This window comes from Mesobacillus maritimus (genome assembly GCF_044803185.1).
Taxonomy (GTDB): Bacteria; Bacillota; Bacilli; order Bacillales; family Cytobacillaceae; genus Mesobacillus_B; species Mesobacillus_B maritimus_B.
Map to the genome: position 1 here is coordinate 5,609,095 of NZ_CP085225.1, position 23,831 is coordinate 5,632,925.

Below are 23,831 nucleotides of genomic sequence, written 5' to 3' on the forward strand. Positions count from 1 at the left end.
TTCGAGTTCCGAAGTAAAGTAAACAAATCGTAACATATACAATATTCAGAAAACAGTGACGATATACCTATATTTTTTCCATGTTGATTCTACAAAATCACTAGATTTTCTCCAAAAACCTTCGTTTTACTGTCAGAATTAAGTCCGATTTAACCCTAACAAGGCAACTCGGGATAATTAGAGCAAGTCTTTTGCCCTACACCCTCGACAATCTCCCCTATAACTCATTAAGAAAAGCTCGAAAGATTTATTAAAGAATTTTTTCTGACTGAACCTTACCTTTCCTGTACTGATACAAATGATTTCTTTGTGATAAACTATCCCTATCAATTATTGGGAGTGGATAACGCATGAGAGCAGAAATCATGGAAAGATTTATTTCCTATGTAAAAGTAGATACTCAATCTGATGAAAGCAGCGAGACCTGTCCTTCGACACCAGGTCAGTTGGTCTTAGCGAACCAGTTAGTAGAAGAATTAAAATCCATTGGCATGGAAGATGTCACAATCGATGAAAATGGTTATGTAATGGCTACTCTTCCGGCAAACACTACGAAAGATGTCCCAACTATTGGATTTTTAGCTCATGTTGATACCGCGACAGATTTTACAGGAAAAAACGTCAACCCTCAGACCATAGAGAACTATGATGGAACCGACATTACTCTAAATGAAAGCCAGCAAATCATTCTTTCAACAAAAGAGTTCCCTGAGCTTCCACAATACAAAGGGCATACTCTAATCACGACAGACGGAACAACACTCCTGGGTGCTGACAACAAAGCAGGTGTTGCTGAAATCATGACAGCAATGAACTATTTGATTCAGCATCCCGAAATCAAACATGGCCGCATTCGCGTTGCGTTTACTCCAGATGAGGAAATTGGCAGAGGTCCTCATCGCTTCGATGTTAAAGCCTTTGATGCTACATACGCTTATACAATGGATGGCGGACCGCTTGGGGAGCTTGAATATGAAAGCTTCAATGCTGCAGCTGCCAAAATTACCATAAAGGGAAAAAACGTTCACCCTGGGACAGCAAAGGGCAAAATGGTTAACTCTGCAAAAATTGCGATGGAATTAAACAGTCGTCTACCTGTTGAGGAAGCACCTGAACATACAGAGGGATATGAGGGGTTCTATCATCTCATTTCGTTTCATGGGGATGTTGAAGAAACAAAGTTAGCTTACATCATTCGTGACCATGATCGTGAAAAGTTTGAAGATCGAAAGGCGACCATTGCATCCATTGTGGATGACCTGCAAAAAGTCTATGGTCAAGACCGCATTATTCTTGAAATGAACGATCAATATTACAATATGAAAGATAAAATTGAACCGGTTAAGCATATCGTTGACCTTGCGCATGAGGCAATGGTGAACCTCGGCATTCAACCAATCGTCAAACCAATTCGCGGTGGTACAGACGGTTCCCAGCTTAGCTATATGGGACTACCTACACCGAATGTTTTTACCGGCGGAGAAAACTATCACGGCCGCTACGAATATATTTCCGTTGATAATATGGAAAAGGCGGTTAACGTCATTCTTGAAATTGCCAAGCTATACGAAGCTAAGGCATAAGAAAAGGGCTGGCTCAAATGGAACATAACCATTCGAGTCAGCCTTTTCAATTGGCTGTTTTCGTAAAGATTGTTGTTAAAATCCTAAAGCCGATTTTAACGCAAGATAAGTTATTTTGTACGTTATAGTAAGTATGCAAGCTCTTTTCTCTTATTAAAATGATATTTTTTAGAGAAACAAAGGCTCATCCATCCTATTTTGTATCCAAAAGCAACAAAGTTTGAGAAAAGAGCCTTTCAATTAGAAATAAAAGATATAAATAAGCAAAGCTAGTACGATTCTATATATTGCAAAGGGAATCAGCTTTATTTTATTAATCAACTTTAAAAAGAATCGAATGGAAACCATCGCAAAAACAAAGGCTGTGATAAAACCTACTATAAAGAATGGCAACGCCTCAATCGTAAAGTACTGCCAGTTTTTTAATAGGGATAGGAAGCTTGCCCCAGCCATAATTGGTACCGCCATGATAAAGGTAAAATCTGAAGCCGCACGGTGACTCATTCCAAGCAAGACTCCTCCAGAAATGGTCGAGCCCGATCGGGAAAAGCCCGGCCATAGTGAGAAACACTGGATCAATCCAACAGTAAACGCTTGTTTATAGCTAATCTGATCGACTGTTTCAACGGTTGGGATTTTCTTGCGAAATAAATCAGCAAAAATCATAAAAATTGCCCCAATGACCAATCCTATTATCACCGTAGAAAGAGAGAATAAGTGCTCATCAATATAATCTTCAAATAGCACCCCAAGAATTCCCGCTGGGAGCAACCCTACAATCACTTGGGTTAACTTTAAACGTCCTTCCTTGCACTCTGTCTTTTTTGCACCCAACCCTAACATTTCTATAAATCGTTTTCTAAAAATAATGACGACCGCTAAAATCGAACCTAGTTGGATGACGACCTTGAAGGTATTTGCTGCATATTTCCCAAGGAATTCCTTGGACTGAAGCCACATATCGTCAACAATGATCATATGACCGGTTGAAGAAACCGGGGCAAACTCTGTTAACCCCTCTACCATTCCAAGAATAATGGCTTTTATTATATCTAATAACTCAATCATTAGGCGTTTCTACCTCATTCACTCTATTCTAATGGTGCAAATCTACTGAATGCTTTTTAATATAATCGTCACTTTAAACAAGTCCCCATCAACACCAATGTCCATCTCCCCTTCATGGAGGTCTACAATCGATTTTGCAATCGCCAATCCAAGGCCGGAACCCTCTGTATTCCGGGACTCATCACCACGTTTGAACCGTTCATACAGCTCTTCCACATTCTCACTTAATTCATATTTGGTGACATTTTTAAAAGTAATGCTGGCCTCACCATCATTCTGTTTTAAGGTGATAAAGATACGTGTGTTTTCTAAAGAATACTTGAGTATATTCCCAATAAGATTATCAAACACTCTCCATAGTTTCTGCCCATCTACCATAGCATAAACTGGCTTATCTGGAGTTGCAATACGCAATTGTAATCCTGCGTTCTCAAGTGCTCCATTGTGCTCAGCCAACGCCTGCTGTAGCAATTGAACAAGGTCCACCTTTTCTTTCACAAGTTCTACACTGCCACTCGCCATTTTGGAAGCCTCAAACAAGTCATCAATTAATACCTTCAACCGCTGGGACTTTCGATCAATGATTTCAATATAGGCCGCACGGTCGGCCTCACTCAAATCTGGCGTCTTTAAAAGCTCACTATACGTGATAATCGACGTCAACGGCGTACGCAAATCATGGCTGACGTTTGTGATTAATTCTGTTTTTAATCGTTCACTTTTGGCTTGTTCGGTTTTCGACTTCTTTACCCCATGCTTAAGAATATTGATATTCCCAGCAAGCTTGGCAAGCACAGACTTCCCTTTTACAGGTAGGTCCGCTCCCATTTTACCTCCCGCCAATTCATTGGTATTCTCAACTATTTTATTAAAATAGCCCGTGAATTTTAACAAGGCCATAAGTGAAAAAATGCCTGCTATCACAAGAACGCCAAAGACTAATATAAAAGCGGGTTGAATGATGGTGATAATCGTAGTAGCTCCTAGTAAAAAGACACCACTTAATAGAATAAGCATTTGAACCCCAATGCTGCGGTTTAAAAAGACTTCTTTCAACAGCGAGTAAAGCTTACTTATCAGGCTTTTTTTCCACTCTAATTGAAGCTGTTCTGAATTTTTCCACTGCGGATCTACCCCATCTTGCCAATCTCTTAAAAGCCATTTTCCTTGGAAGAATAATGTAAGCATAAGAAAACTGGCCAATACCATGGCAATGAAAATCTCTCCAAATTTAAAGTAAAGAATCGCGTCATTTATTAAAAAGAAACTTATCAATACAAAAATCGCTGTTAATCCTGTTAAAATGGCTCTGATATCAATAGGAACCCGGCTATAATAGTGGACCAGTTTTCTTTCTAACTCCACCGGCATGCTTGCCCATCCTCTTAAAAACCAGCTTAGTAAAAGCGCAACTAAACTAGTAGCGGCAAATATAAGCATCCCTGTTTGTCGTTGTTCGTAATCTTTAGACCAACTTGTTACAACACTGTTCGCTGTTTTTGATTTTGGTACTCCAATGACACCTTCAAAGGTCTGTCCTTTATATACCTGTAAAATCACATCATTATAATCGCCATACACATAGTGCTCTTCACCAGTTAGATAGCCAGTGTCCTTGCTAGGGTAATACTGAATGAAATTCGTATTTTGTTTATTGAGAAGCCCCTCAACAGGCTTATCCTGCAACCCTGCTAGGTTCGTAATCACTTCTCCACTCTCAGTATTTTTTAAATAATAACGAAATGAGTCCTTGTATTGGAGAAATTGACTACGATACTCTTCTACATTTCGAAAATACTCATCTACTTGCTCTTCCTTCTCTTTTACAATCTTGTCCCGCACATGGTCGTCGTCCTTAAAATTTTCAGTAATGTCGGCGATTTTTTCGTCACGTTCTGCTCGGTAGACATCCGCTAACTCTTCGTTTGCACCTTCTGCTTCTTCAATCTTATAACGATACTGTTCTTCGATATTGACAATCTGGCTAGCTAGGTCCCCATAGCGTGTGCGATGTTCTTCAATCTCTTCGGCACTAACCGTTATCGCTTTTTTCACCTCTTCTTTAGGTAGATTCTTTAATTCAAAGAGAGCTAAGAGGTCGACAAATTGATAATATTCCTGCCGAAACTCGTCGGTATTATAATAATTTTTGAAGTATTTACCACCTGAAACAACCGTCGTAAAAACGCCACTAATCCCATATGTAAACAAGCATACTACCGCAATTAGTTTTAAGATTTTATTTCTCGATTTTGTAGCCAATTCCCCATACCACCTTTAAATACCTTGGATTTTTCGGATCAATTTCGATTTTTTCGCGGATTTTTCGAATATGGACCGCAACCGTGTTTTCTGCATTGATGCCAGGCTCTTTCCATACGCGTTCATAGATTTCATCAATCGAGAACACGCGCCCTGCATTTTTCATTAACAATTCAACGATGCGATATTCAATCGGTGTTAACTTGACCACATCGCCATTGACGGTTATTTCCTTTGCAGTAGGGTCAATCGTCAGTCCGTGTAAATCAATGACCTTGTTGCCCCCTTCAAATGTCCCTAAGGTCACATATCTTCTTAACTGTGACTTTACCCGAGCAATTAATTCAAGTGGATTAAAGGGCTTGGTCACATAATCGTCTGCTCCCACCTGGAGGCCGAGGATTTTATCGGTATCTTCACTTTTGGCACTTAGCATGATGATGGGAATATTTTTTTCTTCGCGAATTTTAAAAGCGGTTGATATCCCGTCCAAACGTGGCATCATGATGTCGAGCACAATCAGATGAATCGTTTGTTCATTTAGAACTTCAATTGCCTCAATCCCATCCTTTGCCTTTACAACTGTGATTCCCTCATTCTTAAGGTAAATCTCAATCGCATCGCGAATTTCCTTATCATCATCCACTACTAGAACCTTATATGTAACCATGTTCCACTCTCCTGTCATCAACCTTGTCTTTATTTTAAACAGTAAATCTTAATGAAAGGTGACCATTTTTCTTAAGACTTTCTTAAGATTGGTAGGTTGTTTTTAAAAGAGGCTGTTGATTTCCGCTCCAGGCACGAGCGGTTTGCGGGCAGTCCGGGAGCCTGGCCAGCTCCAATCAACCTTGTTAAAATCATCAATTTACATTAACACAGCCATTCGAGAATAAAACGATCCAAGGAAATGATTGGTGACCCTTCTCCTTCATTTACACCCTAGATAGGGCTCCAAGAGCACCTATTGGTTACCCTTCTCATGCTTTTCTACCCTAGTTAGAGTTCCAAGACAGCTTATTGGTGACCCTTCTTCCTTGTTTGCACCCCAGTTAGGGTTCCAATGCGCCTGGTCATTCCCACCCTCGTTAGGGCACCAAAAAGCCCAGAAACCAAAAAATCAGCTAAAGGTCCCAATTATTAATTTTCACCCTTTAGAGTGATTTTTTGTACAAGTCTTTAATAGGATAGGTTATACATCAAACTGTAAAGGATTTGGAGCATGATGGGGTTATTAATAATTTTAGTGTTGGTCTTGTTTTTGCCGTTCACTGTACAAAAGGTTGAGCGGAATTTAGAGGTTTTTTTATTTGTTATGGGGGTTGCGGCGGCAACAGTCAGTGGAATTATGGATGCAGATTTAATGAGAAAGGCACTTGTCGATCCTATTAAGATTACCATTGCTGTTTTGATTGCTGGACTCCTCACGAAATGGCTGCATGTCCAGCTTGAAAAATCCATTCAAGCCTTGAACAGGGCATTATCTCCACGCGTTTTTGCTGGCTTAACTGTTATCGTCTTAGGACTTGTATCAAGTTTAATCACGGCCATTATTGCGGCCATTATTTTGGTGATTATCGTAAATGGTCTCCCACTGAATCGTCAATCTCGTGTTCGCTTTACCATCATTGCTTGCTTCTCGATTGGCCTCGGGGCGGCGTTAACGCCGATTGGGGAACCGTTATCGACCATCACTGTCGGAAAACTAAATCAAGACTTCTTTTATTTATTAAAGCTAATCGGTCCAGAGGTCTTCACCGCAATAGTAGTGTTCGGGATTTTAACCATGTTTTTCGTGAATCCTCGGAAGAATGCAAAAGGGTTGGATATGGACCAACACCCGGAAAGTTACAAGCAAATATTATTCCGCTCGATAAAGATTTATCTATTTGTTATGGGGTTAACCTTTCTCGGAAATGGATTTGAGCCTTTTATTACAACCTATATTCTTGATTTGCATCCAACCATCTTATATTGGATCAATATGATTTCGGCCATTTTAGACAATGCCACGCTCGCTGCTGCCGAGATTAGTCCGGCAATGGAGTCAGACACCATTCAAGTGATTTTGCTCGGACTGCTTATTAGTGGCGGAATGCTCATTCCAGGAAACATCCCTAATATCATCGCTGCAGGAAAATTGAATATCACCACTAAAGAATGGGCTCAGTTCGCTGTACCACTTGGCTTAAACACAATGGCCATTTATTTTCTTGTATTATTTGTTTTTTATTAGACGTTATTAAACGAGGCAATTGATTGATTTCCACTCCAGACACTTTGTGTTCTTTAGGACAGTCGGGAGCCCCTCGTTATAAAAAGGGGCTTTACATATCAATCAAAAGAGGTCAATTTGAAATTGGTTTATTTTTGCAAACAACTCCTGAATAAACTCATAAAAAACCACTTCCGTCGGAAGAAGTTTTCGTTCACTCGGAATGATGATTCCAACCGTACGGCTTATATTTGGCTTAACCAACTTTTTCTTCACTGTTAACCGCGGCAAACTATCTATTAAAGTAATTTCCGGGATGAGGGCGATTCCAAGACCTGCAGAAACCAGACCTTTAATTGCATCAATATCCTTCCCCTCAAAGCTTACAGTAGGTTTAAAGCCTTGCTGCTTACAAGCATCCACAATCATATCGTGTAAAATAAATCCTTTAGGAAATAGAATAAATGAATCATTTCGTAGCTGGTTTAACTCGATATGTGGAAGCTCAGCTAAAGGGTGGTTAGTGGGTAGTAGGGCAACGATTTTTTCAGTAAACAATGTCTTCCCCGTGACTTTTTTCTCATGTTTTGGCACTGGACCTATTAGAGCTAAATCAAATTCTCCTTTCACCACACCTTCAACTAACTCATGATAGGAACCTTGATTCAACTCAAATTTTACATTTGGATACTGTTCACGAAAGGCTGAAATAGTGGTCGGTAACGTATATGCAGCTAGACTACTTGGAAAACCTATCCGAATGGTTCCACGCTCAGGGTCAAGATAGTCCTTAATTTCACCCTTGGCATTATCAATAACTTTTTTTGCTTGTTCCATATGCTCCAAAAAACTCCTGCCAATCGCCGTCAAGCGCACATTTCTTCCCTCTCGAATGAATAACTCAACCCCAAGTTCGGCTTCAAGATTAAAGATTTGTCTACTCACCGCAGACTGAGCGACATGTAAATTTAGAGCGGCCTCCGTCACATGCTCACGCTTTGCTACTTCGATAAAATATTCAATTTGTCTTAGCTCCATTTGTTCCCACCTCTCAGCTAATTATCTCACATTGGCATTGTTTTCATCTATTATTTATATTGATTAGGGTAAAAAATAGTTTTATAATTCAGCATATTAAAACACTAAAAAGTTCCCTACTGGATTTCACATATACTTTTTATAAAACAAGGGAGGAAGACCTATATGGCAATGATGATCAACAATACCTCAACACCCGAAATCCTAGCTGCTAAAAATTATGTAAATGAAGTATATGAAGCAGTCAAAAAACGCAACCCTCATGAGTATGAATTCCACCAGGCAGCAAAGGAAATCTTTGATTCACTTATTCCTATTTTCGCCAAATATCCAAAATATATCGAACACAATATTTTAGAAAGAATTTCAGAGCCTGAGCGAATGATTACCTTCCGTGTTCCATGGGTAGATGACCAAGGTAATGTTCAAGTAAACCGTGGTTTTCGTGTGCAATTCAGCAGTTCCATTGGACCCTATAAAGGCGGCCTACGCTTTCACCCCTCTGTTAATGCCAGTATCATTAAATTCCTAGGATTTGAACAGGTCTTTAAAAACTCTTTAACAGGCTTGCCAATTGGCGGCGGAAAAGGTGGCTCTGACTTTGACCCGAAAGGCAAATCTGATGGAGAAGTCATGCGCTTTACCCAAAGCTTTATGAGCGAACTATATCGCCACATTGGCCAAGATATCGATGTTCCTGCAGGAGATATCGGTGTTGGTGCGCGTGAAATCGGCTACCTATTTGGTCAATACAAGAAAATTCGTGGTGGCTATGAAGCTGGAATTTTAACAGGTAAAGCACCTATTTACGGCGGTAGCCCAGCACGTCCTGAAGCTACTGGCTACGGTACTGTTTATTTTGTTGAAGAGATGCTTGCTGATAAAGGCGTGGGCTTTAAGGACAGCACAGTCGTCGTTTCCGGTTCTGGAAATGTCTCTATCTATGCGATCGAAAAGGCCTATCAATTAGGAGCAAAGGTTATCGCTTGTAGTGACTCAAATGGCTATGTGTACGATCCTAATGGCATCAAACTTGATACTGTTAAGCGATTAAAGGAAATTGAAAGAAGACGTATTAGTGACTACGTACTCGAGCACCCAGAGGCAGAGTATTATGAAGGTTGCACCGGAATCTGGTCTATCCCTTGCGATATCGCCTTACCATGTGCGACGCAAAATGAAATTGACGAAGCTTCCGCTAAGACATTAGTTGAAAATGGTGTAAAAGCGATTGGTGAGGGCGCTAATATGCCGTCAACTTTGGAAGCGATTGATGTATTCCTTGATAACAAAGTACTATTCGGACCAGCCAAAGCTGCGAATGCTGGTGGTGTAGCTGTTTCAGCACTTGAGATGTCACAGAATAGCATGAGAATGACTTGGACATTCGAAGAAGTCGATGAAAAGCTACAGAGCATCATGAAAAACATTTACCAAAACAGCGTGCAAGCTGCTGAAGAGTTTGGCCAACCTGATAACCTTGTAATGGGTGCAAATATCGCTGGTTTCATCAAAGTAGCTGACGCTATGATCGCTCAAGGAGTTATTTAAATTTAAAAAATAAAGGGTGGAATCCAATCGGATTCCACCTTTTTGCTTTCTTATCCATGTTTCTTAATAAAACAGACCTTTAAATAATCCCCTTCAGGAAAGGCGTTAATCGTCCTAAAATCATCTGGTAGGGAAAACTCCTCTACGAGACTATACTGTTCATTGCTTTCTTTAAAGGCCGTTTTAATAAAACCTTTAAACTTCTTCATATCGAAGTTACTAGCATTGGTAGAAGCAACTATGACGCCGTTTTTCTCCGTAATCGCAATCGCCTCTTTTAGCAAGTCTTTATAGTCCTTCTCAGCACTAAAAACAAATTTCTTTGAGCGCGCAAAGCTTGGCGGATCAAGAATAACCATATCAAACTTAAGATTTTTCTTTGAGGCATATTTAAAGTATTTGAAAACATCCATGACAAGGATATCGTGTTTCTGGTCATCCAATCCATTGATTTGGAACTGTTCTTGCGTTTTTGGAAGGCTGCGATTGGCCAGGTCTACACTTGTTGTTTTTGCGGCACCGCCTAAGGATGCAGCGACCGAGAAGGCGCCCGTATAGGAGAAGGTATTAAGCACCGTCTTCCCCTTGGCATATTGGTCACGAATCGTCCTTCTAACGTCCCTCTGGTCCAGGAAGACGCCCACCATAGCACTTTCATTTAGATAAACCGCATAGTTGATCCCATTTTCCTTTACAATGACAGGGAATTCTCCTCGCTCACCAGTAACAAAGTCATCTTCTTCAATGTATTGACCTTTCGTATCAAAGCGTTTTTTCTGATAAATCGCTTTAAATTCCACTAATTCTTTTAATGCATCAATAATTGAATCCTTAAAGCTGTAAATCCCTTGGCTGTACCAATGAATCAGATAATAGCCAGCGAAGTTTTCAATGGTAACTCCACCAATGCCATCGCCTTCTCCATTAAAAATTCGAAAAGCCGTTGTATCTGGATTATCGTACAAATGCTGTCTCCGTTTAATCGCTTCTTGAAGCTTTTGCTTAAAGAAATGCCGATCAAACTGATCCTGTTCATTTCTACTTAATACCCAGCCAAAGCCTTTATTTTGTTTCCCGTAATAGCCTTTGGCTAAAAACTGCTTCCGTTCATCAACTAGCCTCACGATTGACCCTTCTTCTTGCACATCACTTAAATTTAGTATGGCATCCTTAAAAATGAGCGGATATCCATTTTTGAATCTGTTCACATATTTTGATTTAACTGTTAAACGATATTCCATTTGTTCCGTCCAATCTTATAGATTTTACTTGCCATTATACCGCTTTAAGAGGATATCTCCAACTTCGGCAGTTGTTCAAAAATCGACCACCTATTTTAAAACTAACGGGTTCAGATTTCGAATAAAATGATATTTTACTAGCAGGGGGTCTGAGAGGCAAATAAATGAAGCAGACAGTCTTTCTTATCCTTAATTGAGTTACCTCTGATTGTTTAATAAGGGGAGTTTTTCCCGTTAACCTGCAAAATAGAGCTTGGTTCGGGGGATATAAGGGGAGTTTTTCCCGCTAAAGCAAGGTAAGAGGGTCCATTTTCATGTTTTTCAAGTACATAGGGGGAATTTTTCCCGCTATTTACTCTATTTTTCGTGCTATTTCGTCGATAACGGGAATTTCTCCCCTTATTTTTAGTAGTTTATTTGCTGGCAATTCCTGAAGGTTAGGAAATCGCTAACCGGTGCTGATCTTGGAATAAAAAATGCTTGGAGCCAATGTCTCCAAGCATTTTTCTTTTCTGATTTACTTGCCAGATTGCTTTTTAACTTTGGTGCGAATTACTATGCGAATAATCCTACTTATTCATATTTGCCAAAAAACCACCAAGGAGGTCATCGGCGTCTTCGTCCTCTTGATTGGATTCATCTACTGAAGATGCTTGTTCTTGTAACGCTGACTCCCAATCAAAGTCCATCAGATCGTCCTCAAAGGTATCTGGCTTGGTCTCAACTGTTTTGGATACTTCTTCTACCTCAGCAGGCACCTGCTCCTCCTGGAACTCCTCCTGAAGGTATAAGGCCTCATCTATGTCGAGCGCCTTACTATTCAAAGTAGCAAGGATTGCAGCCGCCCTTACTGGGTCAGCAAGCAGTTGATAGACAATCGTGCCTAACATCGCTTCAGAATGGGAATGCTTCAGCCAGTTTCGTTGTTCCTTACTTAGTTGCTTTGGAAGGGGAATCGTAACGGTTTCTTTTTCTTTAGCAATGGTGTTTCCGACGCCTTCAATAGCAAATTCAGCTATCTTACTAGAAAAGTTTCTCTTTTCCTTTTCCTTAAGCCTCTGTAACTGCTTTAAGATGTGGTCAGGGGTATCGGAAGGGAGGCGGAAAGTAATCGCCTGCCCCCTCTGGATGTTTGTCATTCCCTTTTTATCCATGAAATCACCTTATCATCTTACTTATTTGAAGATTGCTTTACAGGTTCTTTGGCTGGCTTATTTGCCTTCTCTGTTTTACGGACAAAATCAGAGATTAATTTGTAGTAAGCATTTGCCATCATCCAAATGCTTTCCTTCTCATCTTCAAAGAACTCAATGTTGTAGCCATCTAGATTATTATTAAGCGTCTTGAGGTACTCCTTAAGGACCATAGAACCGCCGCCAACAAAGTAGCAAATCTCTGTTTGTGAGTTCTTTTGCCAAACATTTCGTAAATGACGGTATTGCTTCTTCGCCAAGTCTACTAAAATCCGATCAGTAATGTCATGAACACTTGTGCGGCTACCTCTTACCATAATATGGTTGCGGTCATTCTTCCTTGTGATAATGTCAACAACGTCACGACGGCTATCTAACTCAACCCCATGCTTTGATCTAATTTCTTCTCTAATCGCCTCTAAAGCCTCAGCTACACCAAGGTTAAAGCCCTGTGCTTTATCATCATCCACATTACGACTTTTAATGACAGCGATATCTGTAGATAATCCACCAATATCCTGAATAAGTATGTTTTTATCAATTAAATCACGGTTAATGATGTTTAAATCATTGTCCATTACTAGATTAATATAAGCAGCAAAACCCTCTGGGTAGACTTTTACTTGGTCAAACTTAATATTTACCTTTAAACCTTGATATTTAGGGGTAACTAGAAACTCTACCTGATGGACAGATCCTAGAAGCTGCGAACGGTAGCCCACATCTTTTCCTTCTTTGACTTCACGTAATGGAAGACCTGTTCCTAATGTATAGTTCGCATCTACTACATTATTATTTCTTTTAAAAATAGAAGCATTTTCTTCGCGAACAGCATCCAGTGCTAGAGTGGCAAAAAGCATAACAAGCGTTTGGTCTTCTTCGGACTTACTGCTTCCTGGATCTAGTTCACTAGCATTATCACTTTTCGTAGCCAAGTCCCCTACACGGTAAATGACGTTGTTATCCATTAGGGCAGGGGAGTGTACTCTTATATGAATTCCGTCAAGTGGATTCTTCTCATTTAAATCTTCAATTCCAATAACTGGACGGTCTGCAGTATCTCTCGCAATCACATTCGGTATGTAAAGCTCATAATCTAATTTTCCAAACACTGCTTTAACAGCATCATTTCCAACGTCAACAGCACAAATTCTACTAGTACTCATTTTATCAATCCTCTCAAAATATTAATTTCTAATATTTACAGATTATAGCAAGATATCCAATTGGTCAATCCTACTTTAGTTGTATACATTTTTGTATACAATTAGTACAAAAGTGTATACATGTACACAAAAGTGTACACATCCCTGTATAACAACATGTATACACTTTTGTATACTTGTAAACATCATTGTATACACAATGTTTACATTTTGTTTACAAGTATACATTATTGTTTACATCTTCATTTTTTCCTATTTATTTACATATCCCTCCTCTGTAGTCCCCTCCCCTACTTCCCACTATAACCGGACCGAATCACCAAAAAACAGTTTCTTTACACGGCATTACTTACTTATAGTAATAGCTCTGTTCATATAATAGATTACCCTTAAAGAACTCCACTCCTCTTTCTATAATTGATTAGGGTTTTTTATCGAATCTTTTGTTATGATGTCTATATAAGTCGTTTTATTGGGGGACCTACATCATGAGCAATAAAAAAGAGTTTAGGAGAGCCACTCGATTATCAGAACATGAGGCTCAGAAGGGCATTCATGAAACGGCCGCTACTATAGCACTGGAGAATAATAGAAAGCGCCCTCCCCTCTTCCTCTTCTTTAGGCTAAAACTGATTATACGTATGGTCTCCATTGTGATGATTCTTTTACTTATTAGTGGTATAGGAGTTTTTACATACACAAAGCTCTTTGCGGGAAGTACCCTTAAGACTGAAAGCTTTAGCATGATTGAAAGTGTCCGAGATTTAGCTACACTCGCTACTGCTGAGGCACAAGTTACAACTGTCCTTAAAGTAGAAGATAATAAGATATTTAATAAAGAGATCAGTGTTAATATACCCGGAACGAAGCGGACACTACTGCTAATCGTCCCTGCTACTGTATTAGCCGGTGTAGATTTGCAGCAGCTGTCTGCCAAAAATATAGTTATAAATGAGGAAGCTAAAGAAATCTCCCTGAAAATTCCTCATGCCCAATTTATACAAGAGCCCACCATACAGATGGACAAGGTTCAAACCTACTCGGAAGAAGGGCTCTTTCGAAGTGAAGTTCAGTGGGATGAGGGCTTTGACCTTGCTGCAAAAGCCAAACAACAAATAGAGCTAGAGGCAATCGATTTAGGAGTATTAACTAGAGCAGAGGAAAGTGCGGTTCAAGTACTCAGCTCCTTCTTTGAACAACTAGGTTATCGCTCTATTATAGAATTCGATAGACTTCCATAAAAAAGACAAGCAGTCCCCTATCAATCAGGAAACTACTTGTCTTTTTCATTATGTCTATTTGATATATTCCATTAAAGAATACTCGTCTCTTACAAGGATTTGTTTATTTCCCACTATGGAGATTAACTCTAAGTCTTCGAATTTACTGAGTTTACGACTAATTGTTTCCCTCGTAACCCCTACATAGCTAGCAATTTCCTCACGTGTTATTGGTAACTGAATCAGTATTCCTTCTTTATCCTTTACGCCAAACTTTTGGCAGTACTCCAAAATCATTTGTGCAATCCGAACTTCTGGATCCTTTGTAGCTAAGTTTTGCGCCAAATTTTCTGTATGTGCTAGTCTTTTTGTTACTTCTTTTAGTAATTTTATGGCAATATCGGGATGTGCGGCCATAATCCGATCAATATCCTCTTTCGTTAACACACATATTTCTGTCTCCTCGATGGCGTATGCCGTAAAATTATTGGCTTCCTCCGCATTGAAAAGGTTCATTTCTCCGAAGAAATCCCCACAAGTCATGATATCAAGGATTTGTTCTTTCCCATTCACCGTGAATTTTGACCTTTTTACCTGGCCTTTATTAATAATAAATAGTTTGTCTGACTTTGCCCCTTCGTGTATGAGTGCTTGGCCCTTCTTAAACTGTCTATGGCTGATCATCTTTGTTACTTTTAAAATTTCTTTACCAGATAACGAAGCAAAAATAGGTACCTTCTTAGCACAAGGCCCACTATCACTATATTGATCACATCGTGTACAACTATGCTCTGTCATTTTTATCACCCAATAAGAAATTATTTTTTTGTATTAGTTTCCTTACTAAAAATATAGCATTGTGCACGGTGGTCTGGAGTGACTTAAATCACCTCAGCTACATGCACATCCCTTCAGCAAACAAAGAAGTGCTAAACCGTTAAGTTCAGCACTTCTACATCCTTTATTCTTTTACTTTTTCAAAGTGAGTGGTATCTTCGCCGCACATTGGGCAAACCCAGTCTTCTGGCAGGTCTTCAAATGCTGTGCCCGCTTCTACATCTTCATCAGGGTCTCCGATTGCTGGGTCATAGATATAGCCGCATGGTTTACAAATGTATTTTTTCATTTTCATTTCCTCCTAAAATTATGCTAATACTGATTGTCTTTCTTTCACTTCTGTCATTAATTCTGCGATTGATCGGTTGTTCAAGTCGATTCCCTCTATAGATACCTCGTTTTCAATAGCATTTTTATATGGCATAGAAGCAACAACTCCTTCGAAAGAAATGACTCCGACGATTTTGTTGTCTTTAATAAAGAGTCTTGTATACCTTTCAGTTCCCTCTTCTTCTACCATGCTTGTATCACATTGTTCTTCATCTACTAAACCGATTGAGAACAAAGGCAAATCGAAGGCATTGAAAACAGTTAGGGGAATGGTTTTTTGGTATGCTATAGACTCAGTTGAAGCCATATTGTTTCCTGCTGCTTTCCCCTGATCCATCGCTCTGCCCCAAAGACCTTCTACTTCCCCATTTAGCTCAGTTACATCCCCTGCGGCAAAAACATTTGGAACACTTGTTTCCATTTTGTCATTCACGATAATTCCGCGATTTGTTTCCATTTCCGTATCCTTCACCAAATCAAGATTCGGAATCACACCGATTGAGTAAATGACACTATCACATGCAATTGTTGTTTCACCAGCGATCGCACCCTCTACCTTCTCTTCACCTATGATTTGATCTATCCCTGTCCCTAAATAGACTTTGATGCCAAGTTCTTCAATTCGATTTTTTAACAACTGGCTAGTCTTTTCATCTAGCTGTCTAGCCATTAACCTTGGCGCAGCTTCAACAATTGTTACTTTCTTCCCAGCTTGATGGAGAGACCAAGCGGTTTCTAACCCTTGTATCCCGCCCCCAATATTAACAACGCTTTCCTTGTCAGAGATGAACGTTTTGAAGGCTTCTGCCTCTTGCATTTCACGGATGGTAAACACGCCAGGCTTGTCTACCCCTTCAATCGGTAGTTTCCTATTCTTTGCCCCGGTACAGATAAGAAGCTTATCGTATGCAAAAATATCTCCATCTGCAGTCGTAATGACATAGTCGTCGGTATCTATTTTTACAATCGCCTTATTTAATAGCTCAATCTGTTGTGTCACATACCATTTTTCCTTTTTAAGCAACACCTTTGGGCTTGTTAAGTCAGAAAATAAGTCTTTTGATAGTTTAATTCTGTTATAAGGCATAGAGGATTCTGATCCAAAGATTAGAATCTTCCCTTCCTTGTCGTGGTCACGAATCGCCTTTGCTGCATTTACTGCGGCGACACCGGAGCCTATTATACAGTACGTTTTTGCCATTTCTCGCATCTCCTTCTATTAAGGCTGTTTTCGTAAAGTTTGTTGTTAAAATTGTAAAAATCTTAAAACCGATTATTACTACCTAAAGCCGATTTTAACGCAAGGAAAGCTATTCTGTGCTTCACACCTTAGTTTGCAGCTCTTTTCTCAAACCCTAAAACTATTTTTTAATGAAGAACATGGCATTAAAGTTCTATTTAAGCTCTGTAAACAACAAGGTTTGAGAAAATAGCCTTTATTAAACAGCACTTAGTAATAAATCAGCGACAAAGGTTGCAGAATGCTCAATTTTCTTAAGTTGCTCATCTTTAGGTGAGAAACGAACGCGAACTGGGAATTCTACATGTGTCATACCGGTTGTTTTAATGACATGAGAAGTGCTCTGCACATTCATATTTGTTTGCATGAGATAGTCTTGGATGACTTCAATTGCTTCACCACTCCAGCCATATGAACCAAAGGCTGCACCAATTTTCCCCTCAAGATCCATCTCAACCAGGTCTTTTAGGACCTCTTCTAAGTTACCGATCATGTCAGCATATTTTGTGGAACTTCCGATAAAGACTGCATCTGCTTCTTTAATGCTCGCGAGTATGTCGCTTTTTTCACATTTATCAGCATTAAAAACGGTTGCTTGTATATTATTTTCCTCAAAAATACGTTGAAGGTGATTTGCAACCTTTTTCGTATTGCTTCTGATGGTTGTATAAACAATTGTTACTTTTTTATCGTTCACATTGTCGGCACTCATCGTTGCATAAAGACCGATATACTTTTGAATTTCATCACGTAAAATATAACCGTGTGATGGAGCAATCATTTGAACATCTAAGCCTTCTAAAGCATTAATTAGTGTTCTTACATATCTACGGTGTGGGTGAATAATCGCATTGTAGTAGCCGATAAAGTCATCGGTAATATCAAAGCCAGCTTGGTCAGCAAAAATTTCTGTATTTGCCACATGCGTACTGAAAATATCACATGGGAAAAGAATTTTATCTTCTACGCAATAGGTAATCATCGTTTCTTCCGTATGGAGATAGGGTGTTTCCTTAAACAATAAGGTTTTCCCACCGATATCAAGGGTATCTCCGTCTTTTACTACAAGAAACTCACGGTTATGCATTTTGTACATTTCTTTCAGTTCCCCAACAGCTGGCTCTGTGCAGACGATAATGGCATTTGTAGCTCTTCCTGCAAGTGCAGCCATACCGCCTGAATGGTCAGGCTCTGTGTGGTTTATGACGATATAGTGGAGCTCAGTTGGATCAATGAGTTCGCTTAAATGCTCAACAAATTCACGGCCAAATTCCATATCCACTGTATCAATTAAGGTTGGTTTTTCTGTTTTTAGTAAATACGCATTATAGGTAGTACCTTTTGCTAAAATTAGTCGGTGGAAAGGAACTTCACGGGTATCGTTTTTTCCTACTAAGTACGTATTTTCAGCTAGTGTAATGTGGTTCATCTATTTTTTCCTCCAGTTGATTGGTTATATGTTTTTTCCATCTGAGACCATCCTATAACATCCGCTACATTCAAATAAGGATTTGAATCACAGTTTAAAAAAAGATTAGCTTTGAAAAGGGAGTTGATTTCCGCTCCAGGCACGAGCGGTTCGCGGGCAGTCCGGAAGCCTGGCCAGCTCCAGCGCCTAGCCCCTCGAGTCGCTTCGGTCCGTCAGTTGAAGTCAAAGAACGACTTCATCTGCCGGCCCTCCAGCGCTTGTCGGGGCTGAACAGGGCGCTTCCGCTTTTCTATCTCCTCGTCGCTTCGCTCCTGCGGAGTCTCCCTTGGCCTTGCACTCCCGCAGGAGTCTTCGTGCCTTCCGCTCCAATCAACAGTTTGCCAATCAACTTCTTTTTATTTAAACAATAGAAAAAGTAAAAAAACACCTGACCATCATTAAAGATGATCAGGTGTTTTTTGGTTAGGACACTTGAGAATTTAGAGATTTAGCCTGTTTAGCAGTTTTACTAGTAAATTTCGGATACCCTATTAAGATAGCAATGATTCCACATATTCCGATTAAGATTGGATAGTAGGAGTATTGTAAAACTGCGATTGGTGAGATTCCGGCAACCGCAGTGGCCGCAAGGATTTGACCTCCATAAGGAATCAACCCTTGTACACTACATGAAAAGATATCTAAAATACTTGATGATTTGCGGGGGTCAATATCGTATCGGTCCGCAATATCCTTTGCTAAGGGACCAGTAATGATAATCGCAATTGTGTTATTAGCCGTAGATAAATCTGTTAGACCAACTAAGCCAGCAATCCCGAACTCTGCCCCTTTTTTTGTTTTAATTTTACTTGTTGCTAGATGTAGCAAGTAATCGATGCCGCCATTATGCTTAATCACTTCAACCATTCCAGCAATGAGGATCGCAAGAAAGGCAATCTCATACATCCCTGCCATTCCATCCCCAATACTTTGAACAACGCCCATCAGCTTATAGCTACCATCCACTAATCCTACAGCTCCCGCAAATACAATCCCTAATGCAAGAACAAGAAAGACGTTGATTCCAATCAGCGCTGTCACAATCACCAATAAATACGGCAAAATCTTTACCCAGCTAAACTCATACTGGGCAATTTGAGCACTTTCGCCCATTGTTAATACACCTAAAAGCACACAAGTAATGACGGCTGCAGGTAAAACAATCCAAAAATTGACTTTAAATTTATCCTTCATCTGCGTATTTTGCGAACGCACAGCAGAAATGGTTGTATCGGAAATAAACGATAGATTATCTCCAAACATTGCTCCCCCAATTACTGCTGCCATTGAAAGCGCCAAGGAAATATCCGTTTGTTCGCTAATCCCGACACCAATCGGGGCCAGAGCCACAATCGTTCCCATAGATGTTCCCATTGATAAAGAAATAAAGCAGGCTATCACGAACATTCCGACCATAAGTAAATTTTGTGGCACAACGGATAATGCTAAGTTAACAGTCGAATCCACTGCACCCATTCCTTTAGCTGTTGCTGAAAAGGCTCCGGCTAATAAGAATATAACAACCATTAGCATCACATTACCGTTCCCGGCACCTCGACAAAAGATATCTACTTTATGCGCAAAAGACTCTTTCGGGTTCATAGCAAGAGCAACTGCCGCTGAAATCGCAATGGCTACAATCACAGGAAATGCATAAAAGTCCCCTGTTACCAATCCTGTTCCAATAAATAAAACTAAAAAGACCGCAAACGGCAGTAACGCCCATGCATTTCCTTTTCTCTCCACTCCCATGATGATTCCTCCTAGTATTGACTTATGATAGTGGCCTTTATATAAGGCTGTTTTCGTAAAGATTGTTGTTAAAATTGTAAAAATCTTAAAGCCGATTTTAACGCAAGATAAGCTATTTGGTACGTGATAAGAAGTTTGCGCGCTCTTTTCTCATTATTAAAAGGGTACTTTGTAGTGAAACAAATCTTAATCTAACCGAATTTGTATCCGAGAGCAACAAAGTTTGAGAAAAGAGCCTTATAAAGCAAAAAGACCCCTTCCTAAAACAGACAAGAAGAGGTCTTAATCATATCGATTAAACACTCTTCTTATCTTTCAAACATTTCTGCTTGCTGGATTTGGCACAGCAACTCAACACTTGAGTTCCGCTGCCGAGATATCATAGGGCCAGTCCCTCCATCTCTCTGGATAAGAAGATTATTAGATTATTATGGTTATTGAACATTTGATAGATTACCGTATTTTTGCTAGGAAAGCAAGCAAAACTTTACCACAGGTAAAAACCAATTTTTAGGAACTCCTGATTTTTTTCAGCTTAATGCTCGGTATAAGCAACCTTAGTTGTGTATAATGAAGTTCATAAAGCATTCTTTTAACATACAGCTATTATTGCTTATTGTAAAAAAATAGAGTGACTATTAAATGATATCGTTAGATAAACTGGAGTGAATGTACATATGGAAACAAAAAAGACATTACCCATTCTTTTCGCGGTTATGTTTCTTGTCATGGTTGGTTTTGGAATTATCATCCCAGTACTTCCATTTTATGCTGAGGAGATCGGGGCTTCTCCCACACAATTGGGTTTATTAATGGCGGTTTATTCCATCATGCAGCTTCTATTTGCGCCTGTTTGGGGAAGAATCTCTGATAAGATTGGCCGGAAGCCTGTGATTATGATCGGGATACTTGGTCTTTCTCTTTCCTTCTTTATGATGGCTTTTTCCACAGAGCTATGGATGCTCTTTGCGGCAAGGATCATTGGTGGAATCTTGTCCTCAGCAAATATGCCGACCGTCATGGCCTATGTAGCAGATGTAACCTCGCTAGAAGACCGTGGAAAAGGGATGGGGATCATAGGGGCGGCAACAGGGCTTGGATTTATTTTCGGACCAGCTATTGGGGGTATATTCTCAGAACAAAGTTTACATATTCCCTTTTATCTTGCTGGTGGCTCATCCTTACTAACGTTCTTCTTTGTGATGTTCGTTTTAAAAGAATCCTTGACGTCAGAACAGCGGAAAGCCCATGAAACAAATAAAAGGCAATCTATTACCGCAGCTTTAAAGGGGCCGAATTCCATTTTGTTTTTCCTGCAATTATTTGTAACACTATCTTTAGCAGGCCTTGAAGCCACATATGCTTACTTTGCTGCCGCAACAGCGGGGCTAGAAGCCGTACAGCTTGGTTATATTTTTATGATTATGGGATTAGCTCAGGCAGTTGTCCAAGGTGGTTTAGTTGGCAAACTGACGAAGAGATTTGGGGAAGGCTTTGTCATTCAGTTAGGAATCTTTATTTCGGCCGTAGGCTTTAGTCTTATTTTATTTACAAAAAACTTTTTTACTGCTGCTCTCTTCTTAACGATATTTGGGATTGGGAATGGGCTTATTCGCCCTGGTGTCTCTTCCCTTCTAACTAAAACATCCTCTGCGGGACATGGCAGTGTAACAGGACTTCTGTCCTCATTCGATTCGCTTGGTCGAATCATTGGTCCTCCGCTTGGAGGCTTACTCTTTTCTATCACGATAGGTTTACCTTATTTGATCGGAATGTTTTTATCCATTGTTGCTTTCTTGTTCTATCAAATATACAAAGTTCGGATAAGAAATGTTCAAGTTGAGAATTAGGAAAAGGAAGCAGGTTTGAGTCTGCTTCCTTTTTTATATATGGTTATGGAATTTGCCCGTAAAACCACGTGGGCTTGCCCCGTGGAGTAAGTCAGGTAAAACGTGATTATTGGTAAACAACAATAGCCATTAAGAAATCTATGCAATAAAGGATATAAACGCGATTCCGATAATAGCTATAATGGATAGATGGAGTCCGTTCGTATTGATTCCTAAGCGAAACCCAGATATCCCCGAAAAGCGACTTATCATCAGGTTTAAACCTGAGAACGGGCTTAAAGCTGCTGAAAGGACCCAAGTAAGCAATAAGAGCATCACTAAGCTTATATCCGTCATTCCTAGCTCCTCTGCCTTTAACTGCATCGCTAACGCGCCAATGACGGCAATCTGGTGAATCCCGATATACGTTATGCTAAGAACAATCAGCAGAACAGCACCCGCAAATAAAAAGAAAGACTCGTTCGCAAGGCCAGTAAGAAGGGAGCTCACTTTATTTGCAAAACTTGTGCCTTGTAAAGCAAATGCCAACATCCCTGCGCTCATAAAAAGGGTAATTTCATTATTCATTATTGGGACGGTACGATCGCGAAAATCGATTAATAGGGGACGCATTTTCTTTCGATTCACGGGTTTCAACGCATTTACAACTGGAACCGTTACGGAAATGAGACAAACAATGACGATCATTGACCAGCTCGTTAACTTTTCAATCGTCAAACAAATACTCATAAGCAGGATAACGAAAAGACCCAGCTTAACCAAACGATTCTGGTGTTGCCTATCTATTGTCCCACCGGAACTTGCTTCGTAATCGATTGGATTCCGTTTCTCCCATAAGGCAAATAGAAGATTCCCGACAACTAACAACATGATTGACAAACCTAATCCGTACAAAATATATTCACTAAAAGGCACATTTAAATAATGGAGGACCAACGAAACAGAGGCAAAATAAGGTGACCACGTCAATGCAGTGGTAAAACCAACAAGATAGCCTTTTGCAGACATTGCTGATGGAAGCTTTAGTTCTTCGATAAACTCATTTAGAATCCTGACAGAGGCAAGGTTCAAGATAGGACTCAGAAAGAACAAGGTTCCAGTCATCCCCGCGTATAGTTTTCTTGGTTGATGCAAAAATCGGTGCAGCAAACTTGAGACAGCCTCAAAATACCCACCAGTTTTAAGCGGAATGGATAATAGCGGTGCTAATGTAATTAAACAAATTAGCGGGAGAATCAAAAAGATTCCTTGATTAACCCCACCAAAACCAGTTCCTTTACTCCACTCCATAATAAGCCCTGTGGTCATCATCAAGATTCCTAATAACCGTGGAAAACGGTCGGCATTAACGGCACTCCCAATAAAGGCTAGCAAAGCCATTATGAACACAACATATTGTAGCCACTGTACTTGAGCAAAATATTGTATGATGAATAAGGCACACATCCCCAAAATCAAGTAACTTCTCATCTCACTTCTCCTCCAAAAACCCACCTTAATCTCTTTATATTCATCGTAAGTCCAAAACCTAAGCTTTACAATTGATTTGTTTAAAAAAGGCTGTTTTCGTAAAGATTGTTGTTAAAATTGTAAAAATTTTAAAGTCGATTTTTACTACCTAATGCCGATTTTAACGCAAGATAAGCTATTTCGTACGTTATAGGTAAGTTTCCACGCTCTTTTCTCATTATTAAAAGGCTAATTTGTAGTGAACCAAGTTAAATCCAACCTATTTTTATCCAAGAGCAACAAAGTTTGAGAAAAGAGCCTAAAAAAACACTAAAACAAAAACCGCCCTCATAGATGGCTGTCTTTAT

General features: G+C 39.7%; 18 protein-coding genes and 1 riboswitch. Of the genes, 5 read left to right on the forward strand and 13 right to left on the reverse strand.

What is annotated here, in order from left to right:
• The first annotated feature begins 350 nt into the window (after positions 1-350).
• Positions 351-1,583 carry a peptidase T gene (gene pepT, locus LG336_RS26905; protein ID WP_404330540.1) on the forward strand — a complete coding sequence of 411 codons (1,233 nt, stop codon included), beginning with the start codon at positions 351-353 and terminating at the stop codon, positions 1,581-1,583.
• A gap of 240 nt (positions 1,584-1,823) precedes the next feature.
• Here pepT and LG336_RS26910 read toward each other — a convergent pair whose 3' ends face one another.
• The 3 genes from LG336_RS26910 to LG336_RS26920 are packed head-to-tail and all read right to left on the reverse strand — an operon-like array spanning position 1,824 to position 5,583.
• A complete protein-coding gene (locus LG336_RS26910; RefSeq protein WP_404330541.1) occupies positions 1,824-2,651 on the reverse strand; it encodes an undecaprenyl-diphosphate phosphatase in 828 nt (275 codons plus the stop codon).
• 42 nt (positions 2,652-2,693) lie between these two features.
• Positions 2,694-4,913, reverse strand: a complete 2,220-nt coding sequence (locus LG336_RS26915; protein WP_404330542.1) for a histidine kinase dimerization/phospho-acceptor domain-containing protein — start codon at positions 4,911-4,913, stop codon at positions 2,694-2,696.
• A complete protein-coding gene (locus LG336_RS26920; protein WP_404330543.1) occupies positions 4,891-5,583 on the reverse strand; it encodes a response regulator transcription factor in 693 nt (230 codons plus the stop codon). Before LG336_RS26920 ends, LG336_RS26915 begins: the two co-directional genes overlap by 23 nt.
• A 552-nt stretch (positions 5,584-6,135) precedes the next feature.
• Between LG336_RS26920 and LG336_RS26925 the strand changes: the two genes are divergently transcribed.
• Complete coding sequence (locus LG336_RS26925) at positions 6,136-7,149, forward strand: DUF1646 family protein (protein ID WP_404330544.1); 1,014 nt, start codon at positions 6,136-6,138, stop codon at positions 7,147-7,149.
• A 102-nt stretch (positions 7,150-7,251) separates the two neighbouring features.
• Here LG336_RS26925 and LG336_RS26930 read toward each other — a convergent pair whose 3' ends face one another.
• Positions 7,252-8,166, reverse strand: a complete 915-nt coding sequence (locus LG336_RS26930; RefSeq protein ID WP_404330545.1) for a LysR family transcriptional regulator — start codon at positions 8,164-8,166, stop codon at positions 7,252-7,254.
• A gap of 171 nt (positions 8,167-8,337) precedes the next feature.
• On the opposite strand from LG336_RS26930, the gene gdhA reads away from it, so the two are divergent.
• A complete protein-coding gene (gene gdhA, locus LG336_RS26935; RefSeq protein ID WP_404333297.1) occupies positions 8,338-9,717 on the forward strand; it encodes an NADP-specific glutamate dehydrogenase in 1,380 nt (459 codons plus the stop codon).
• A 50-nt stretch (positions 9,718-9,767) separates the two neighbouring features.
• Here gdhA and LG336_RS26940 read toward each other — a convergent pair whose 3' ends face one another.
• The 3 genes from LG336_RS26940 to LG336_RS26950 form a co-directional block, all read right to left on the reverse strand.
• A complete protein-coding gene (locus tag LG336_RS26940; protein WP_404330546.1) occupies positions 9,768-10,958 on the reverse strand; it encodes a class I SAM-dependent rRNA methyltransferase in 1,191 nt (396 codons plus the stop codon).
• A 569-nt stretch (positions 10,959-11,527) separates the two neighbouring features.
• On the reverse strand, positions 11,528-12,112 hold the full coding sequence (locus tag LG336_RS26945) for a hypothetical protein (RefSeq protein WP_404330547.1): 585 nt from the start codon (positions 12,110-12,112) through the stop codon (positions 11,528-11,530).
• 17 nt (positions 12,113-12,129) lie between these two features.
• Positions 12,130-13,317: a hypothetical protein gene (locus LG336_RS26950; protein ID WP_404330548.1), complete on the reverse strand. Its 1,188-nt coding sequence runs from the start codon at positions 13,315-13,317 to the stop codon at positions 12,130-12,132.
• 488 nt (positions 13,318-13,805) lie between these two features.
• Between LG336_RS26950 and LG336_RS26955 the strand changes: the two genes are divergently transcribed.
• Positions 13,806-14,558, forward strand: a complete 753-nt coding sequence (locus LG336_RS26955; protein ID WP_404330549.1) for a DUF4230 domain-containing protein — start codon at positions 13,806-13,808, stop codon at positions 14,556-14,558.
• A gap of 54 nt (positions 14,559-14,612) precedes the next feature.
• Here LG336_RS26955 and LG336_RS26960 read toward each other — a convergent pair whose 3' ends face one another.
• The 5 genes from LG336_RS26960 to LG336_RS26980 form a co-directional block, all read right to left on the reverse strand.
• Positions 14,613-15,335: a Crp/Fnr family transcriptional regulator gene (locus LG336_RS26960; RefSeq protein ID WP_404330550.1), complete on the reverse strand. Its 723-nt coding sequence runs from the start codon at positions 15,333-15,335 to the stop codon at positions 14,613-14,615.
• 163 nt (positions 15,336-15,498) lie between these two features.
• Positions 15,499-15,663 carry a rubredoxin gene (gene rd / locus LG336_RS26965; RefSeq protein WP_404330551.1) on the reverse strand — a complete coding sequence of 55 codons (165 nt, stop codon included), beginning with the start codon at positions 15,661-15,663 and terminating at the stop codon, positions 15,499-15,501.
• A gap of 18 nt (positions 15,664-15,681) precedes the next feature.
• On the reverse strand, positions 15,682-16,905 hold the full coding sequence (locus tag LG336_RS26970) for an NAD(P)/FAD-dependent oxidoreductase (RefSeq protein WP_404330552.1): 1,224 nt from the start codon (positions 16,903-16,905) through the stop codon (positions 15,682-15,684).
• A 238-nt stretch (positions 16,906-17,143) separates the two neighbouring features.
• Positions 17,144-18,373, reverse strand: coding sequence for an FprA family A-type flavoprotein (locus LG336_RS26975; protein WP_404330553.1), 1,230 nt, complete (start codon positions 18,371-18,373; stop codon positions 17,144-17,146).
• 462 nt (positions 18,374-18,835) lie between these two features.
• Positions 18,836-20,164, reverse strand: a complete 1,329-nt coding sequence (locus LG336_RS26980) for a Na+/H+ antiporter NhaC family protein (RefSeq protein WP_404330554.1) — start codon at positions 20,162-20,164, stop codon at positions 18,836-18,838.
• 305 nt (positions 20,165-20,469) lie between these two features.
• Positions 20,470-20,579: riboswitch (SAM riboswitch) on the reverse strand.
• Between the two features lie 262 nt (positions 20,580-20,841).
• On the opposite strand from LG336_RS26980, the gene LG336_RS26985 reads away from it, so the two are divergent.
• Positions 20,842-22,014, forward strand: coding sequence for an MFS transporter (locus LG336_RS26985; protein ID WP_404330555.1), 1,173 nt, complete (start codon positions 20,842-20,844; stop codon positions 22,012-22,014).
• A 138-nt stretch (positions 22,015-22,152) separates the two neighbouring features.
• On the opposite strand, the gene LG336_RS26990 is transcribed toward LG336_RS26985, so the two are convergent.
• The gene (locus LG336_RS26990; protein WP_404330556.1) at positions 22,153-23,484 is read right to left on the reverse strand and encodes a hypothetical protein; all 1,332 of its coding nucleotides are present in this window, start codon (positions 23,482-23,484) and stop codon (positions 22,153-22,155) included.
• Positions 23,485-23,831: the final 347 nt, after the last annotated feature.

Coding starts and splice junctions, on each gene's coding strand:
- pepT (WP_404330540.1), top strand. CDS start 351: ATGAGAGCAGAAATCATGGAAAGATTTATTTCCTATGTAAAAGTAGAT.
- LG336_RS26910 (WP_404330541.1), bottom strand. CDS start 2,651: ATGATTGAGTTATTAGATATAATAAAAGCCATTATTCTTGGAATGGTA.
- LG336_RS26920 (WP_404330543.1), bottom strand. CDS start 5,583: ATGGTTACATATAAGGTTCTAGTAGTGGATGATGATAAGGAAATTCGC.
- LG336_RS26925 (WP_404330544.1), top strand. CDS start 6,136: ATGATGGGGTTATTAATAATTTTAGTGTTGGTCTTGTTTTTGCCGTTC.
- LG336_RS26930 (WP_404330545.1), bottom strand. CDS start 8,166: ATGGAGCTAAGACAAATTGAATATTTTATCGAAGTAGCAAAGCGTGAG.
- gdhA (WP_404333297.1), top strand. CDS start 8,338: ATGATGATCAACAATACCTCAACACCCGAAATCCTAGCTGCTAAAAAT.
- LG336_RS26940 (WP_404330546.1), bottom strand. CDS start 10,958: ATGGAATATCGTTTAACAGTTAAATCAAAATATGTGAACAGATTCAAA.
- LG336_RS26945 (WP_404330547.1), bottom strand. CDS start 12,112: ATGGATAAAAAGGGAATGACAAACATCCAGAGGGGGCAGGCGATTACT.
- LG336_RS26950 (WP_404330548.1), bottom strand. CDS start 13,317: ATGAGTACTAGTAGAATTTGTGCTGTTGACGTTGGAAATGATGCTGTT.
- LG336_RS26955 (WP_404330549.1), top strand. CDS start 13,806: ATGAGCAATAAAAAAGAGTTTAGGAGAGCCACTCGATTATCAGAACAT.
- LG336_RS26960 (WP_404330550.1), bottom strand. CDS start 15,335: ATGACAGAGCATAGTTGTACACGATGTGATCAATATAGTGATAGTGGG.
- rd (WP_404330551.1), bottom strand. CDS start 15,663: ATGAAAAAATACATTTGTAAACCATGCGGCTATATCTATGACCCAGCA.
- LG336_RS26970 (WP_404330552.1), bottom strand. CDS start 16,905: ATGGCAAAAACGTACTGTATAATAGGCTCCGGTGTCGCCGCAGTAAAT.
- LG336_RS26975 (WP_404330553.1), bottom strand. CDS start 18,373: ATGAACCACATTACACTAGCTGAAAATACGTACTTAGTAGGAAAAAAC.
- LG336_RS26980 (WP_404330554.1), bottom strand. CDS start 20,164: ATGGGAGTGGAGAGAAAAGGAAATGCATGGGCGTTACTGCCGTTTGCG.
- LG336_RS26985 (WP_404330555.1), top strand. CDS start 20,842: ATGGAAACAAAAAAGACATTACCCATTCTTTTCGCGGTTATGTTTCTT.
- LG336_RS26990 (WP_404330556.1), bottom strand. CDS start 23,484: ATGAGAAGTTACTTGATTTTGGGGATGTGTGCCTTATTCATCATACAA.